General features: G+C 63.5%; 17 protein-coding genes. 8 read left to right on the top strand and 9 right to left on the bottom strand.

The window, feature by feature from the left end; translation table 11 throughout:
* The first annotated feature begins 1 nt into the window (after position 1).
* The 4 genes from ACWFSR_RS12380 (at position 2) to ACWFSR_RS12365 (ending at position 3468) form a co-directional block, all read left to right on the top strand.
* Positions 2-1216, top strand: a complete 1215-nt coding sequence (locus ACWFSR_RS12380) for an ABC transporter ATP-binding protein (RefSeq protein ID WP_447522494.1) — start codon at positions 2-4, stop codon at positions 1214-1216.
* Positions 1217-1319: 103 nt separating this feature from the next.
* Positions 1320-2147, top strand: a complete 828-nt coding sequence (locus ACWFSR_RS12375) for an MOSC domain-containing protein (RefSeq protein WP_447522493.1) — start codon at positions 1320-1322, stop codon at positions 2145-2147.
* A gap of 9 nt (positions 2148-2156) precedes the next feature.
* On the top strand, positions 2157-3221 hold the full coding sequence (moaA, locus tag ACWFSR_RS12370; RefSeq protein WP_447522492.1) for a GTP 3',8-cyclase MoaA: 1065 nt from the start codon (positions 2157-2159) through the stop codon (positions 3219-3221).
* Position 3222: 1 nt separating this feature from the next.
* A complete protein-coding gene (locus ACWFSR_RS12365) occupies positions 3223-3468 on the top strand; it encodes a MoaD/ThiS family protein (RefSeq protein ID WP_447522491.1) in 246 nt (81 codons plus the stop codon).
* 79 nt (positions 3469-3547) lie between these two features.
* Here ACWFSR_RS12365 and ACWFSR_RS12360 read toward each other — a convergent pair whose 3' ends face one another.
* Positions 3548-3973 carry a molybdenum cofactor biosynthesis protein MoaE gene (locus tag ACWFSR_RS12360; protein WP_447522490.1) on the bottom strand — a complete coding sequence of 142 codons (426 nt, stop codon included), beginning with the start codon at positions 3971-3973 and terminating at the stop codon, positions 3548-3550.
* A 2-nt stretch (positions 3974-3975) separates the two neighbouring features.
* A complete protein-coding gene (locus ACWFSR_RS12355) occupies positions 3976-5199 on the bottom strand; it encodes a ThiF family adenylyltransferase (protein ID WP_447522489.1) in 1224 nt (407 codons plus the stop codon).
* 235 nt (positions 5200-5434) lie between these two features.
* On the opposite strand from ACWFSR_RS12355, the gene ACWFSR_RS12350 reads away from it, so the two are divergent.
* From ACWFSR_RS12350 to ACWFSR_RS12340, 3 genes are all read left to right on the top strand, one after another.
* Positions 5435-5881: a hypothetical protein gene (locus tag ACWFSR_RS12350; RefSeq protein WP_447522488.1), complete on the top strand. Its 447-nt coding sequence runs from the start codon at positions 5435-5437 to the stop codon at positions 5879-5881.
* 99 nt (positions 5882-5980) lie between these two features.
* The gene (locus tag ACWFSR_RS12345; protein ID WP_197122994.1) at positions 5981-6352 is read left to right on the top strand and encodes a PH domain-containing protein; all 372 of its coding nucleotides are present in this window, start codon (positions 5981-5983) and stop codon (positions 6350-6352) included.
* Positions 6353-6384: 32 nt separating this feature from the next.
* Positions 6385-7011 (top strand): GyrI-like domain-containing protein, encoded by a 627-nt coding sequence (locus ACWFSR_RS12340; protein ID WP_447522487.1) that lies wholly within the window; start codon positions 6385-6387, stop codon positions 7009-7011.
* Between the two features lie 16 nt (positions 7012-7027).
* On the opposite strand, the gene ACWFSR_RS12335 is transcribed toward ACWFSR_RS12340, so the two are convergent.
* On the bottom strand, positions 7028-7918 hold the full coding sequence (locus ACWFSR_RS12335; protein ID WP_447522486.1) for a VOC family protein: 891 nt from the start codon (positions 7916-7918) through the stop codon (positions 7028-7030).
* Positions 7919-8071: 153 nt separating this feature from the next.
* On the opposite strand from ACWFSR_RS12335, the gene ACWFSR_RS12330 reads away from it, so the two are divergent.
* Positions 8072-9085, top strand: coding sequence for a YihY/virulence factor BrkB family protein (locus ACWFSR_RS12330; protein ID WP_447522485.1), 1014 nt, complete (start codon positions 8072-8074; stop codon positions 9083-9085).
* A 56-nt stretch (positions 9086-9141) separates the two neighbouring features.
* On the opposite strand, the gene ACWFSR_RS12325 is transcribed toward ACWFSR_RS12330, so the two are convergent.
* The 6 genes from ACWFSR_RS12325 to ACWFSR_RS12300 form a co-directional block, all read right to left on the bottom strand.
* Positions 9142-11364 (bottom strand): heavy metal translocating P-type ATPase, encoded by a 2223-nt coding sequence (locus tag ACWFSR_RS12325; RefSeq protein WP_447523448.1) that lies wholly within the window; start codon positions 11362-11364, stop codon positions 9142-9144.
* A 101-nt stretch (positions 11365-11465) separates the two neighbouring features.
* Complete coding sequence (locus ACWFSR_RS12320; protein WP_197106514.1) at positions 11466-11690, bottom strand: heavy-metal-associated domain-containing protein; 225 nt, start codon at positions 11688-11690, stop codon at positions 11466-11468.
* Positions 11691-11751: 61 nt separating this feature from the next.
* Positions 11752-12033 carry a metal-sensitive transcriptional regulator gene (locus tag ACWFSR_RS12315; protein ID WP_197106513.1) on the bottom strand — a complete coding sequence of 94 codons (282 nt, stop codon included), beginning with the start codon at positions 12031-12033 and terminating at the stop codon, positions 11752-11754.
* Positions 12034-12180: 147 nt separating this feature from the next.
* A complete protein-coding gene (locus ACWFSR_RS12310) occupies positions 12181-12552 on the bottom strand; it encodes a hypothetical protein (RefSeq protein ID WP_447522484.1) in 372 nt (123 codons plus the stop codon).
* A gap of 103 nt (positions 12553-12655) precedes the next feature.
* Positions 12656-13219 (bottom strand): hypothetical protein, encoded by a 564-nt coding sequence (locus tag ACWFSR_RS12305; RefSeq protein WP_447523447.1) that lies wholly within the window; start codon positions 13217-13219, stop codon positions 12656-12658.
* A gap of 167 nt (positions 13220-13386) precedes the next feature.
* Positions 13387-14217, bottom strand: coding sequence for a hypothetical protein (locus ACWFSR_RS12300; RefSeq protein ID WP_447522483.1), 831 nt, complete (start codon positions 14215-14217; stop codon positions 13387-13389).
* Positions 14218-14352: the final 135 nt, after the last annotated feature.

Raw genomic sequence — 14352 nt, 5'->3', positions numbered from 1 at the left:
CATGACACTGGATGCCACTATTCAGGTGAGTCGAGGCTCGTTCAGTCTCGACGCGAGCGTCACAGTCGCGCCCGGAGAAACGCTCGCGCTGCTGGGCCCGAACGGCTCCGGTAAGTCGACGCTGCTCGCGGTGATCGCGGGGCTGCTCGCTCCCGACCAGGGCTCCGTCTCGGTCGACGGTCGGGTGCTCACCGAGGTTCCGCAGTCGGGTGGCGGGCGGATGACCGTGGTGCCCGCTCATCGCCGTCGCATCGGTCTGCTCGGGCAAGAGCCCCTGCTGTTCCCGCATTTGAGCGCCCTCGAAAACGTCGCTTTCGGGCTGCGGTCGCGCGGGCTGCTGCGCTCGAACGGAATGAATGCCACGGATGCCCGCGAACGTGCTTCCGAATGGCTGGCGGCCGTCGGCATGAGCGAGTTCGCCGCTCGCAAACCCGCCGAGCTCTCGGGAGGCCAGCAGCAGCGCGTAGCGATTGCCCGCGTGCTGGCCACCGAACCCGACGTGCTGCTCTTCGACGAACCGATGGCTGCCCTCGACGTGCAAAACGCTTCCCTCGTGCGCACCCTGCTGCGCGAGTGTCTGGCTTCCCGGATCTCCGCCACTCACACCGGAATCGATGGCCGCCCGCCGACCGCGCCCGCCACCATCGTCGTCACTCACGATGTGGTGGATGCCATGGTGCTGGCCGACCGCGTCGCCATCATGGATGCGGGCCGCATCATCGACAGCGGCGACGTTGCCCGAGTGCTCGGCGAGCCCGTCAACCAGTTCGCCGCCACGCTCGTCGGCCTCAATGTGCTGCACGGAATCGTCGAAACCCGTGAACTCGTGCGACTTGCGGATGGGCGTGGATTCGCCGTCGACGACGTCGTACCGGAGGTCGGTGCGGAGGTTTCGGTCGCGTTCCCGCCGTCTGCGGTGACGCTGCGCCGGGAATCGTCGGGTTCCGACGCTGCTGCTGCCGCCGCTGCTGCGACCGCAACCGCGGGGCCCACGGCATCCGAATCAACCGCATCCGCCCCCTCGCACCCCAACGAATGGCACGCCACCGTCGATCTTCTCGAGCCCGGCCTCAGAGGAATCCGCGTCACGCTGCTGGGCGACACCGTCGTGGCCGAGACAGCGGCGGCCGATCTGCTCGCGCACGACATCACGCCGGGGGACCGCATCGTGGCATCCGTCGCTGCATCCCAGGTCACGGTGTACCCACGCCGCTAAAACGCACCGTCACAACGCGCCGCTAAAACGCACCGCCAATTCGCATCGCGAATCCTCGGGACACTCCCGTCGTTCTTGGGGCGCACGTTGCTAGGATTCGCCCATGCGCGTGACACGACTCAGAGTGTATCCAGTGAAGTCTTTTGCCGGCGAAGACGTCGATTCGGCGGCCGTCAATCCATGGGGCCTTGACCAGGATCGCCGCTGGGCGCTTGTCGATAGCGACGGCAAAGCCCTGACCGCGCGTCAGCACAACCACCTTCTCGGCCTCACCGCTCACGCGCTGAGCGAGACGGCCGTGCGGCTTTCTGACCGAGACGGCTCCAGCGTGACCGTCGACATGGCCGACGGCGGCGACACGATCGAGGTGAGCCTCGATGGGCAAGGCACCGCCCTTGCAGCCCGCGGCGACGTGAACGCCTGGCTCAGCGAACGCGCCGGCCTCGACGCTCGCCTCGTCTGGCAGTCCGACCCCACTGTGCGCGCGATCGACCCCGAAGACGGCGGCCAGCCGGGCGAAGTCGTGTCTCTCGCTGATGGTGGCCCGCTGCTGCTCGCAAGTGAAGCGTCGCTGCGTCAGCTCGACGAGTGGACCGACGCTGATGACGCGCCCCTCGACATGATCCGGTTCCGTCCCAACGTGATCATCGACGACCTCGAACCGTTCGTCGAAGAAAGCTGGACCAGCGTGACGATCGGTGACGTGCGCTTCCGCGTCACCATGATCTGCGACCGCTGCGTCATGACCACGATCGAACCCTCCACCCTCGAGCGCGGCAAGGAACCGATTCGCACCCTGGCGCAGCATCGCCAGCGGGACCACAAGACGTGGTTCGGCATCCGGCTCACTCCGCTTGATGGCGGCAGCATTCACGTGGGCGATGCGATCGACGCGACGGCCTCGGAGGTTTCGCAGCCTTCCGCGGGTTAGTCTGACGCTATGAGTTCCTCCGCGATCGGCACCCCCGTCGTGGACACCCTGGGTCGGCCGCTGCACGACATTCGCTTCTCGGTCACCGACCGCTGCAATTTTCGCTGCGTCTACTGCATGCCCAAGGAAGTCTTTGGCGCTGACTATGCGTTCATGCCGCGCGACGAACTTCTGAGCTTCGAAGAGATCACTCGCTTGGCGCGCATCGCCGCACGTCACGGTGTCGAGAAGATCCGCCTCACGGGCGGCGAACCGCTGCTGCGCAAAGGACTCCCTGAACTGGTCGGGATGCTGTCGAAGCTGACGACTCCGGCGGGCGCGCCCCTCGACCTCGCCATCACCACCAACGGCTCAGCGCTCGGCCACCTTGCCCCCGCGCTCAAGGAGGCCGGACTCAAGCGCGTCACGGTGTCGCTCGATTCGCTCGACGATGCGACCTTCCAGTCGATGAATGACGTCAAGTTTCCTGTGAAAAAGATCTTGGACGGCCTCGACGCAGCGCACGCCGCCGGGCTCGGCCCCATCAAGATCAACATGGTCGTGAAGAAGGGGCACAACGACAAAGACATCGTCGCGATGGCCCGCCACTTCAAAGACACTCCGTTCATCCTGCGCTTCATTGAATACATGGATGTCGGCACCACCAACGGCTGGCAGCTCGGCGAAGTCGTGCCCTCGGCCGAGGTGATCGACCGTATCAACGCCGAACTTCCCCTCGAAGAAATCGCCCCCAACTACAGCGGTGAGACCTCGCAACGCTGGCGCTATCGCGATGGCGGCGGAGAGATCGGCGTGATTTCCAGCGTCACTCAGTCCTTCTGCCACACCTGCTCGCGTGCTCGAATCTCGGTCGACGGCAAGCTCTACACCTGCCTCTTTGCGAGCTCTGGCCACGACCTGCGTGCCCTTATGCGCGACGGCTGCACCGACGACCAACTATCGGATGCCATGGCCCACCTCTGGCGCGACCGCACCGACCGCTACTCAGAGTTGCGCTCGCTCAACACCGCCCGGCCGGCGACCACGCCAGCGCCGGGAGCTAAGAAGATTGAGATGTCGTACATTGGCGGCTGACATGATCACTCACATTCGCTATTTCGCTGCCGCCGCCGAGGCGGCCGGGCGCGATGAAGAGCACCTTGAGATCGAGTCGGGGGCGACGCTGGCAACGCTCAAGGATCTGCTCGTCGAACGCTACGGTTCGCTCATGCAGAAGGTTGTCGAGTCGGGGTCGTTCCTGATCGATGGCGTTGTTCGGCGTGACCCCGCGCACGCGGTTGGCGCTCGCGTCGACGTGCTACCGCCGTTCGCTGGCGGCTAGAGCCCAGCTCCGCTTACGGCTGCGACGTGGTCTGTGCGCCTGACTGTCGCTCGCCGATCGTGTGCGCCGAAAGTCGCCGCTACAGCCCCACCCATTCGGTCGCTCCACCGGCGAGCTGCTGACGTTTCCAAATCGGCACCGTCGCCTTGATGCGTTCAACGAGCAGTTCGCACGCCTCGAAAGCTTCGCGACGGTGTGCTGCAGAGACGGCTGCAGACAGCGCAACATCCCCAATCTGCAGCAGGCCAACCCGGTGCGCTGCCGCAATCGCGAGGCCCGTTTCGGCCGCCACCTCGGCGCAGCACTGAGCAAGCAGCGCTTCGGCTTCGGGATGCGCCTGATACTCCAGCGACCACACTTCGTTGCCGGCGTCGTGATTACGCACCACTCCCGAAAACACGACGACCGCGCCAGAAGCGGGGGACTCGACAGCGTGACGAATTGCGGCCTCGTCAATCGCGGCATCCGTGATGGTGGCGAAGCTTGCCGGGTTCTGATCGTTCACGTTTAGTACCTCGCGAGCGCAGGATCAATGACCTGCGCGTAGTCGTCGATGCCGCCCACTAGGTGGCGGATGTTGGTGAAGCCGGCGCTCTGCAGCATCCGCAGAGCACGTTCGCTGCGAATGCCGTGGTGGCAATACACGACCACGGGAACGTCGGTGCGGATGTCGGCAAGCCGGCCCTCAAGGCCACCCAGCGGAATCAGTTCGGCAGTCTCAATCGCGGCAATCGCAAACTCAAAGGGTTCACGAATATCGACCAGCTGCAGTGGCGCAGAACCGCGGAGCATGGCCGCAAGTTCCCGCGACTCGATCTCCTCGCCGGCGCTGCGTGCGCCGCCTGCGTCGCCGGTCCCGCTGGCGTCATTCGAGCCGTGGGTGCCACTCGACGCGGGCGCCGCCGTCACGCCACAGAACAGGTCATAGTCAATAAGCTCGGTAATGGCATCCGCATCGTCGCTTGCAGCGTATTCGAGTTCACGAAAGCGGCCGGTGAGCGCGTCGTAGGTGCTCACTCGGCCGAGGAGAGGTTCGCCAATTCCCGTGATGATTTTCACGGTTTCGGAGCACATGATGGCGCCGATCATGGCACAGACGGTCGGCAGCACGCCGCCCTCAGCGCACGAGGGAACAGTGCCGGGCGCCGGCGGAACGGGAAACAGGTCACGGTAGGTCGGCCCATGACCTGACCACGAAATTCCGGCTTGGCCGCCGTAGCGCAGGATCGCACCCCACACGACGGGGATGCCGGTCAGCGCGGCCGCGTCATTGACGAGATAGCGCGTGGCGAAGTTGTCGCTGCCGTCGAGCACGAGGTCATACCCCGCGAAGAGTTCGAGCGCGTTGCGGGAATCGAGCCACACATCGTGGGCGATGAACGAGACTTCGGCGTCGATGCGGCTGACGGTTTCGGCCATGGAATCGAGCTTGCTGCGCCCGATATCGGCAACCCCGTGAGCGAGCTGGCGGTGCAGATTCGAGAGTTCAACGACATCCGTATCGATGACGCCGATGGTGCCGACGCCCATCGCGGCCAAGGCGGGAATGGTGGCACTGCCGAGGCCACCGGCGCCGACGACAAGAACTCGGGCGTTCGCAAGGCGACGCTGGGCGAGTTCGCCAAAGCCGGGGTTAGCGAGTTGGCGCGAATAGCGGATGAGGCGGTCGGAGCTGAGCGGCGCACCCGCCTCGACGAGCGGCTGGCGGTCATGCTGAGCGGGCGACGTCACAGGTTCGATCCTTACCGCGCCGGGAGCGGCACAGTCACGATTCTAGCCTCCGCGTTATGGGCACTCTGGGGGTCTGCTGCGGCTTTCGGGCGTGGGGCTTTTGCCGATTCGATCCGTGACGTAGAGTTGCTGAAATTCATGAGCGGTAATCAAGTAAGTCATTCTTCGGAACTATCGGAAGATGGCGCAATGATCACCGTTCGTCGCTGTTGTCCCCTTCAAAGGAGATCCTCTGGTGTCTGTTCGTCGAAGTCGACCGGCATTCGCTGTCGTCGCGGCCGCTCTGCTTGTTCTTTCCCTTGCCGCGTGTACCGCCGAAGCTGGAGAGCCGGTCGATCCGCTAGTCGAAACGCAAGCAGTCTGCGATCAGGTATCCGACGCGGTAACCCTCACCTTCAATCTGAGCACTTCAGTCGATCAGGGGCGGGCGATCGAAGCTGAATACGAAGGAGCGAAACGCGTCGCCGCGAGGATGATTCAGCGGATCTCTCCCTCGGAAGAAACCGAATTGGCCCCGCTGATCGCTGAACTGCAAGCGGTGACCCCGGCGACCGCGATTGCTGCGGAGGGGGAGCCTTATGATCCCGACTCTGTCGAATGGACGGCTGCCTATAGAGCTGTGCTCGATCAGTGCGAGGCAGAACTTGGCATGTTCGGAATCGAAGGCTGGGTCGGCGGCTAGGTGCAGCCCTCGTCCCTCGACTCTCGAGCGTCGGTGACTGCCGATAGGGTGTGGGCGGGCCGGAGATCTCGGCTCGCAACCCGATCTGAGGAGTACCCGATGGAAGCCGCCGTAATCGCCGCCTGGACGTTTGTTTCTGAAGCCCCCATTCCCGAAGATGTGATGCCGATGCTGCTGCCCGGCGAACAGCCCATCGCGGCCTACAAGACGTTCCGCGACAGCGCAGTTTTCACCAACAAGCGCCTCATCGTACGCGACGCTCAAGGCATCACCGGCAAGAAGGTGGAGCTCTACTCGCTGCCCTATTCGAACGTACTCATGTGGTCATCCGAGAACGCCGGAACCCTCGACATCAATGCCGAGCTTGAACTGTGGACCCGCGCCGGCCACATCAAAATCAAGGTCGGCAAGGCCATCGACGTGCGCAAGCTCGATATGCTCATCGCCAACGTGGTGATCGGCGCCAGCTAATAACACGAACCAATGCACGGCGGGGTGGGGCAATGAAAACTGACTTCAAGAAGACGCTCGACGCATATAAAGCGCGCCACAACGAGTTCAGGATTCTGGATGTCCTGCCCCAGCAATACCTCATGGTCGACGGCCATGGCGCACCCGGTGCCGACAGCGACTACACGGCTGCGATTGCGGCGCTGTATCCCGTGGCGTACACGCTGAAGTTTGCGAGCAAAGCGCTCGACCGTGACTATGTGGTGCCGCCGCTGGAAGCGCTCTGGTGGGCCGAAGATATGGCTGCCTTCACGAGCGGTCGCGACAAGTCACAGTGGGACTGGACCGCGATGATCCTCGCGCCTGAGTGGATCACCGCGACCATGTTCGAGGATGCCGTTGCTTCGGTGGTCGCCAAGAGCAAGACACCCGAGAACCTGCCCGCCAGTCTCGATAAGGTCCGCCTCGAAACCCTCGACGAGGGGGTGTGCGTGCAGACACTCCACCTCGGCCCTTATGACGATGAGGCCGAGATTCTGGCGCAGATGCACACCGAATTCATTCCCGAGCAGGGGCTGCGGATGACCGGCAAGCACCACGAGATCTACTTCAACGACTTTCGTAAAGTCGAGGCATCCAAACTGCGCACGCTGCTGCGGCAACCCGTGGAACGCGCCTAGTCCGGAGCGGGTTTAGCTAAAGCTTGGCGATCTCGATCTTCTTGAGCTGCATCATGTGCTCGAAGGCATTCGGCCGTGTCATGAGTTCGTCGATATTGGCGGGAGTGATCTGCCAACTCACGCCGAATTTGTCTTTGCACCAGCCGCAGGCTTCCGCTTCGGGAACCGCCGAGAGCGACGCCCAGTAGCGGTCAATCTCCGCCTGATCCGCACACGGAATCACAAACGACACCGACTCCGTGAACGTCACGTGTTGGCGAGTGGCGGCATCCATTGCTACAAACCACAGGTCTCGGAGCCTGACATCGCCAAACATGACGGAACCCGGATGCGCGGGGCCCGTGCGTTTGGTGTAGCGAACGTCAGCCCCCAACTGTGCATTGTCGAACACGGAGGCGTAGAACTCGATGGCTTCTCGAGCACGGTTCTGCACGCCGTCGCCGAACAGCAGCGCGGGCATGATCGTGGGCCGCGGTTCACCAGCGGGATCGGTGAGGATCAGCTGCCAGTTCACGCCAAAACGGTCCCGCAACCATCCATAGCGCGGGCTGAAATCGTAGTTAGCGATCGGCATGAGCGCACTGCCGCCGTCGATAAGCGCATTCCACAACGCATCAAGATTGCGGCGAGCATCCGGATCAATAGAAGGATCGAAATTGACCATGAACGACGTGGACTCGTTGAACGCAAATCGCTCGCCCGCGTTAATCGCCAAAAACTCTTGCCCGGCAAGACGGAAAGTAACCGTCAGCACCGCACCGGCGAGGTCGCGTTGAAAGTCAGCCAACCCCTCCGAAGGGTAGTGAGTGGTGTTGATTATCGAACTGTCGGAAAACGCCGCGGTATAGAACTGCACAGCGTCTTCGGCATTGCCGTTGAACCACAGGCACGGCGTAATCGTGGTCATGGTGTTCCTCCTCGAACCCATGTCGTCGCAACGCGCGGCGGCTAATGATCTGAGCCTAAACCCATCTCGGGGCATCCTCTAGAGTGCATGATCTGAAAGGAGCACCGCGGGGGTCGTGCGCCAGTTCCGTATCCTTCCGCTTAAACTGACCGGATGGGATCTTCCGATGCGACCAGCAAGCTCCGCAGTGCGCGCGGTGAGTGGTGGTATGCGTTCCGTCGTGCCTATCACGGCTTCATGCTGCACCGCGGAATCGACTCCGCAGCGACGCTCGCCTTCTTCTCGGCGCTCGCCACTCTGCCGGCCGCGCTGAGCGTCGTCTCTGTATTGGCGATCGCTGAGGGCAAAGATCAAGCCGCCGACACCGTGATTGATCTCGCCACCGAAGTGCTCAAACCGAGCACCGTCGAAGTCTTGAAAGAACCTCTCACGCAGCTGTTCTCCATTGGCAGCCCGGGAGTCGCGCTCACCGTCGGGCTCCTCTTGAGCGTCTGGTCACTGTCGAGCTATGCGACCGCCTTCGGCCGCGCCGCGAACAGCGTGTACGAGATTCAAGAGGGGCGCCGCTTCGTGAAGTTCCGCGGGCTCATGCTCGTGCTGTCGACCTTCTTGCTCGCCGCCTTCGCCGCCGTCGTTGTCCTCCTGCTGACCACCAGAAACGTAGCATCCGCCGTGGGCGAGGCGCTCGGCATCGGCGAGCCCTGGATTACCGTCTGGTCGGTGGGGCGCTGGCCGGTGCTCGCCGTCATCCTCACCATGATCATCGCGGTGCTCTACTACTACACGCCCAACGTGCGACACGAACGGATGCGGTGGGTGAGCACCGGAGCAATCTTTGCGATCGTGACATGGGGGATTGCGACCGCGGGCTTCGGTTTCTACGCCTCCAACTTCGCGAGCTATGACCGTGTGTACGGCTGGCTCGGGGGAGCGCTCGCGCTGCTCATCTGGCTCTACATCAGCAACCTCGCGTTTGTCGCCGGCCTCGAAGTGGATGCCGAATTCACGCGGTTGCGTCAGTTGCTCGCCGGGGTGCCCGCCGAGAACACGGTTCAGTTGCCGCTGCGCGACACCTTCCGCAATCACGTGCTCGCCCGGCGCCAAGCGGAGGATGAGGCGCGCGCGATCGTTATTCGCGAGCGCGATCAGGACCCCAGCAGCGACTAACGCGACGGCCGCAGCGGGCACGGGTGGCGCATCCGGAGCTAGCGGCGCATCACGGGCTAGCGTTCCGCGCGCACGCTCGACTTGAATCCACGCAACCGCAGACTGTTCGTGACGACGAAGACCGACGAGAAGGCCATTGCCGCGCCCGCGATGAGCGGATTGAGCAGGCCAAGCATCGCGATGGGCAGGGCCGCCACGTTGTAGGCGAAAGCCCAGAACAGGTTGCCGCGGATGATCCCGAGGGTGCGCTTAGCGAGGCGAACCGCGTCGGCGACAACCATGAGGTCACCACTGACGACCGTGATGTCGCTGGCGGCGATCGCGGCATCCGTGCCGCCACCCATGGCAATGCCGAGGTCCGCGGCGGCCAGAGCGGCAGAGTCGTTCACTCCATCGCCGACCATCGCAACAACACGGCCTTCGGCCTGCAGCTGGCGGATGACGTCGAGCTTGCCCTGCGGAGTGATGCCGGCGTGCACGTCGGTGATTCCGACCGTTGCGGCGACGGATGCTGCAGCGCCGGCGTTGTCGCCGGTGAGCAACACGGGGCGCAAGCCGAGGCGGATGAACTCGGCTACGGCGTCCGCACTGCTTGCCTTGATGGTGTCGCCGACAACCAGCACGCCTCGCGCTTGACCGGCCCACGCGATGACCATCGCGGTCGACCCGGCAGCCTCGGCCTTCTCGACCAGGCTGAGGGCGGCATCCGACACTGTTTGTTGGTGGTCGGTGGTGAGCCACGAGGGCTTGCCAACGAACACTACGATGCCATCGATGGTGGCTTGAACGCCGGTGCCCGCATGGGCGGCGAAGTCGGTGACAGCGGGGAGCGTGAGGCCTCGGTCGTCGGCTGCGGCAACAACGGCACGGCCGACCGGATGCTCGGAGCCAGCCTCGGCGGCGGCGGCGCGAGCCAGCACGAGCTCCTCGTTTTCGCCCTCGAGCACCTCGATCGGGCTGAGGCGCATTTCGCCGGTCGTGACGGTGCCGGTCTTGTCGAGCACGATGGTGTCGACCGAGCGGGTCTGTTCCAGAACTTGGGGGCCGCTGATCAGGATGCCGAGCTGCGATCCGCGACCGGTGCCCACGAGTAGGGCGGTGGGCGTTGCGAGGCCGAGGGCGCACGGGCACGCAATGACGAGGGTCGTGACGGCGGCAGTGAACGCGAGTTCGATGGGGCCGCCGGCGATCATCCAGCCGACGAAAGCCACGACAGCGAGGCCGAGCACGACCGGAACGAAGATCGCCGAAACACGATCGGCAAGACGCTGGATGTCGGCTTTGCCGGTTTGAGCTTCTTCGACCATGCGACCGAGTCGGGCCAGTTCGGTGTCGCGGCCGACGCGAGTGATTTCGATGACGAGTCGTCCGCCGACGTTGAGGGTGGCGCCGGTGACGCGATCGTCGGGGCCGACTTCGACGGGCACTGATTCGCCCGTGAGCATGCTCGCGTCGACGGCGGAGTTGCCTTCGATGACGAGTCCGTCGCTGGCGATCTTTTCGCCCGGGCGCACGACGACGTGGTCGCCGACGACGAGCGAGGACACGGCAACGCGCTGTTCGACACCACCGCGCAGAACGGCGGCATCCTTCGCGCCGAGCTCGAGCAGGGCACGAAGAGCAGCACCGGACTCACGGCTAGCGCGGGCCTCGATGTACTTGCCGAGCAGAATGAAGACGGTGACGGCGGCGGCAACTTCGAGGTAGATCTCGCTTGAGCCACCGTGGGGTGTTCCGAAGAATGTCATCGTCATGTGCATGCCGGCCTCGCCAGCACCGCCGAAGAAGAGGGCGTAGAGCGACCAGCCGAACGCCGCGATCACGCCGAGGCTGATGAGGGTGTCCATGGTGGCGGCACCGTGGCGGAGGTTCACGGCCGCAGCGCGGTGGAACGGCCACGCACCCCACACGACAACCGGCGCGGTCAGCGTGAGGGCCAGCCACTGCCAGTAGGTGAACTGCAGCGCTGGGATCATCGACATCAAGACGACGGGCACGGCCAGTGCGGTCGAGACGAGCAGGCGGTGCAGCAATTGCGAAGCCCAGTCGTTGTCGCTGCTCGTGGAGTTAGCGTTGTCGTTCTCGTCACGCTCGTGAATGGGCGCCGGGATGATGGCGCTATACCCCGCAGCCTTCACGGTTTCTAGAAACTGCTCGGGATCCATGCCCTCAGGCGCGCGAACGCGAGCCTTCTCGGTGGCGTAGTTCACGGTCGCCTCGACGCCGGGGAGCTTGTTGAGCTTGCGCTCGATGCGGCCCGCGCAGGAGGCGCAGGTCATTCCGGTGATGTCGAGTTCGACATCCAGCAGGTTGACGGTGCTGGGTGCTGCGGTGGTGGCGGTGCCGTCGGTAGTTGTTGCGTTGTCGGATGCCGCGACCATTAGAGACTCTTCACGAACGTGTAGCCGGCCTCCTCGATTGCGGCGCTGACAGTGGCGTCGTCGAGAGGAGACTCAGACGTGACAGAAACGGTGGAGGGAAGGCCCGAGGCGAGGTCAACCGAGACCTCGGTGACGCCATCCACTTCAGAAAGCTCTTCGGTGACGCTGGAGACGCAGTGGCTGCAGGTCATTCCTTCGACCAGGTAATCGGCGGTGTGAGACATGGTTCTCCTTCGATTGCCGCAGGCGCGAGGCGCGGGCGGAAGGTGTTGTTAGGAACGAGTTCTAGGAACGAACGAGGCGCGCGATGGCGGCGCTCGCTTCGCGAAGTTTTTCGTCGGCGACAGGGCCGCCTTCACGGCTGGCTTCGGCGACACAGTGAGTGAGGTGGTCATCAAGCAGCGCGAGCGCTACAGACTCGAGGGCCTTCGTGGCGGCAGACACTTGCGTGAGCACGTCGATGCAGTAGGTGTCTTCTTCAATCATTCGGTGGATGCCGCGAACTTGACCTTCTGCGCGACGAAGGCGCTTGAGCAGCACTTCTTTGTCTTCGACATAACCGACCATGATATTCCCTCCAACTGGATACCCCCAAGGGGTATTCCCATTAGACGCCTCTCGTGCTGAGAAGTCAACCCGAAACCACGTGCGGCGCGAGCTGGCCCGCTGGCTGCGGTGGCGGCGGCGCGGCCGGGGCGCGAGCTGGCCCGGTGGCTAGGCTGCGAGCGCAGGCTGAGTGAGTGCCGACTCGAACGCGTCTACTGAGCCGGCCACGGCATCCAGCTCGCTGTTGTGAAGAACGGTGCTGATGCTGCCATCGGCGTGATGCGCGAGCACGACAGGCAATCCTGTGGTGGCGACGTGTGCGATCTCGGCGGGAGTGATTTCGTTGCGGTGTCGCACGGTGAAGGGCACACCGAGGCGCGCCACCATGGCGTCCCACTGGGGTTTGCGGCGAATCGGTGAGTGCGTGATGTCGCACAGCGAGCACGCGGCGGTGCCGAGCATGTGACCGATCACGTACCGAGTTTCGCCCCAGACGCCGCCATCAGCGTTGTAGATGCCGGTGTAACGGATGATCGCCATGATGCCTCCTCGCCCGGCACGGTGCCGGAACTCCTGTGTGAGGAGTTATTCGGAGACCTGGGCTGGTGCGTTTGGCAAGGCGGGTGTGTGCAGGCCGTGGGTGTCAGTCGGGAACGCTGAACGACCGCGCCCATCGCGCTTTTCTCAACAGGATCACCACGGAGACTACTGTCACGATCGTGATGGAGACGATGATCAGCACCACATTGGCATCGACCCAGGTCGCGAAGAATCGTGCAAAACCAGAGCTGAGGATGCCGCCGGTGCCGCCGTCGTAGAGGTAGGTGAGAAACAGGCTGTACGGGTAGCTGATCGCGGCCGCAATGATCATCGTCACAATGCCGATGCCCGCGGCGACGCCGAAGCCGTGCTCTTGAACGGGAAAGCGGTCGGAGGCGCGAGCGAAGAGCGAGAAGGCAATCAGAATCGCAAAGGGGGCGGTAGCGGCTCCCGCAGTTGGCGAGGCGAGGCCGAATAGTGCGGCGAGTGCGGCAGCAAGGGGGATGGTGAGTAACGTGACGAGCACTCCGCGGCGAAAGCGGTACGGCCCGTCAGGCTCGAGGATTATGTTGCCGCGGCCGTGCTCAGCGGCAGCGATTTGGGCTTCGACTTCGAATACGCGCCCTTGAGCGTGGGCATAGTTGCCGGGGCCAGGGTTCTGATACATCTCTGACACTGTGACCACCTCGTGTGGCGCGGCGGGAGTTTCTCGCCTGGCACCTTTCGCTAGCTCTGAGGATAGCTAAGTATTCCTCCGTTGTGCGCTTTGGAGGCGAGGATCTTGATGCCGCGTCGGTTGCGCGGCTGCTTCGCGTGGCTGTTTCCCGTGGAGGGCTATCTTTCCGTTCGAAGACCTGACCATGCCCTAATCGCCTTGTGGGCGAGGTCGCTCAGCCTCGACGAGAACCCCTGAGTGATTTCTTGTTCATCGAGTGGCTTTCCGTTGAGGATGATGCCGGGGGATGACGCATTGATGGTCATGACGTGATTGGCGAACCGATTGGCTGCGTTCGCCGAGTTGGTGGCGGATGACGACAACGCTTGTCGCGACGTCTCGAAGCGGGTAGTCGCTGATGTTGCTGCAGCATTGGCTTTCGCGATGATGCTTTCGCGGTGCGCAGCGAGGGCTTTGGCGACGTTCATGACAATCACGAGGATGGCGACAACCGCGGTGACGGTAAGCGGAATGGCGACTTGTTCGGCCCTGGTCGGGAAAGGAAAATCGGCGCGCCCCGTGAGGATATCCTCAATGATTCCGGTCGTGCCGCCGTTAGAAACGAAGCTGGTGTAGACGTCAGAGAGCAGGCCGGAGAGGGCTCCGAGAACGGTAGCGATGGTGCCAACGACGAGGGCGAACATGAAGTCACGACCGCGTGTGACGGTCTGGCGAGAACCTAGGGCAAAGAGTTGAAAGGCCGTGAGCATTCCGAGGGCGCCGAAGATGGCTCCGATTCCGAATCCCAGCAGGCCAATAAGGATTGCGGCGGCGATTGCGAGGGGGATCGCGAACAGCGAGAGAAATGCTCCGAGGGCGAAGTTGTAGGGCGTGGTGTCGGTGGAAAGAGTGCGACCGTTGGTGTTTGCGGCGGAGATCATGGCGTCTGAGTGGCGTTCGAGCGAGCGCGCGTATTTGGCGGGGCTCTGCTGTGAGAAGAGACCTGACATCGTGGCGACCTCCGATCGCACCGCAACGGCTTCGTTGCTCGAGTTAACAGAATAGCTTTCTTGCCGGTGAAGCGGCAGGGAGCGTGCGAAGTGCCCGTGGGGCGCGGATGCCCTGTGGTGGGTTCACTGCACACG

It is taken from the genome of Salinibacterium sp. NYA9b (assembly GCF_976973725.1).
Note: the sequence above shows the minus strand (reverse complement) of the source record. Positions and strands in the feature narration are given on the sequence as shown.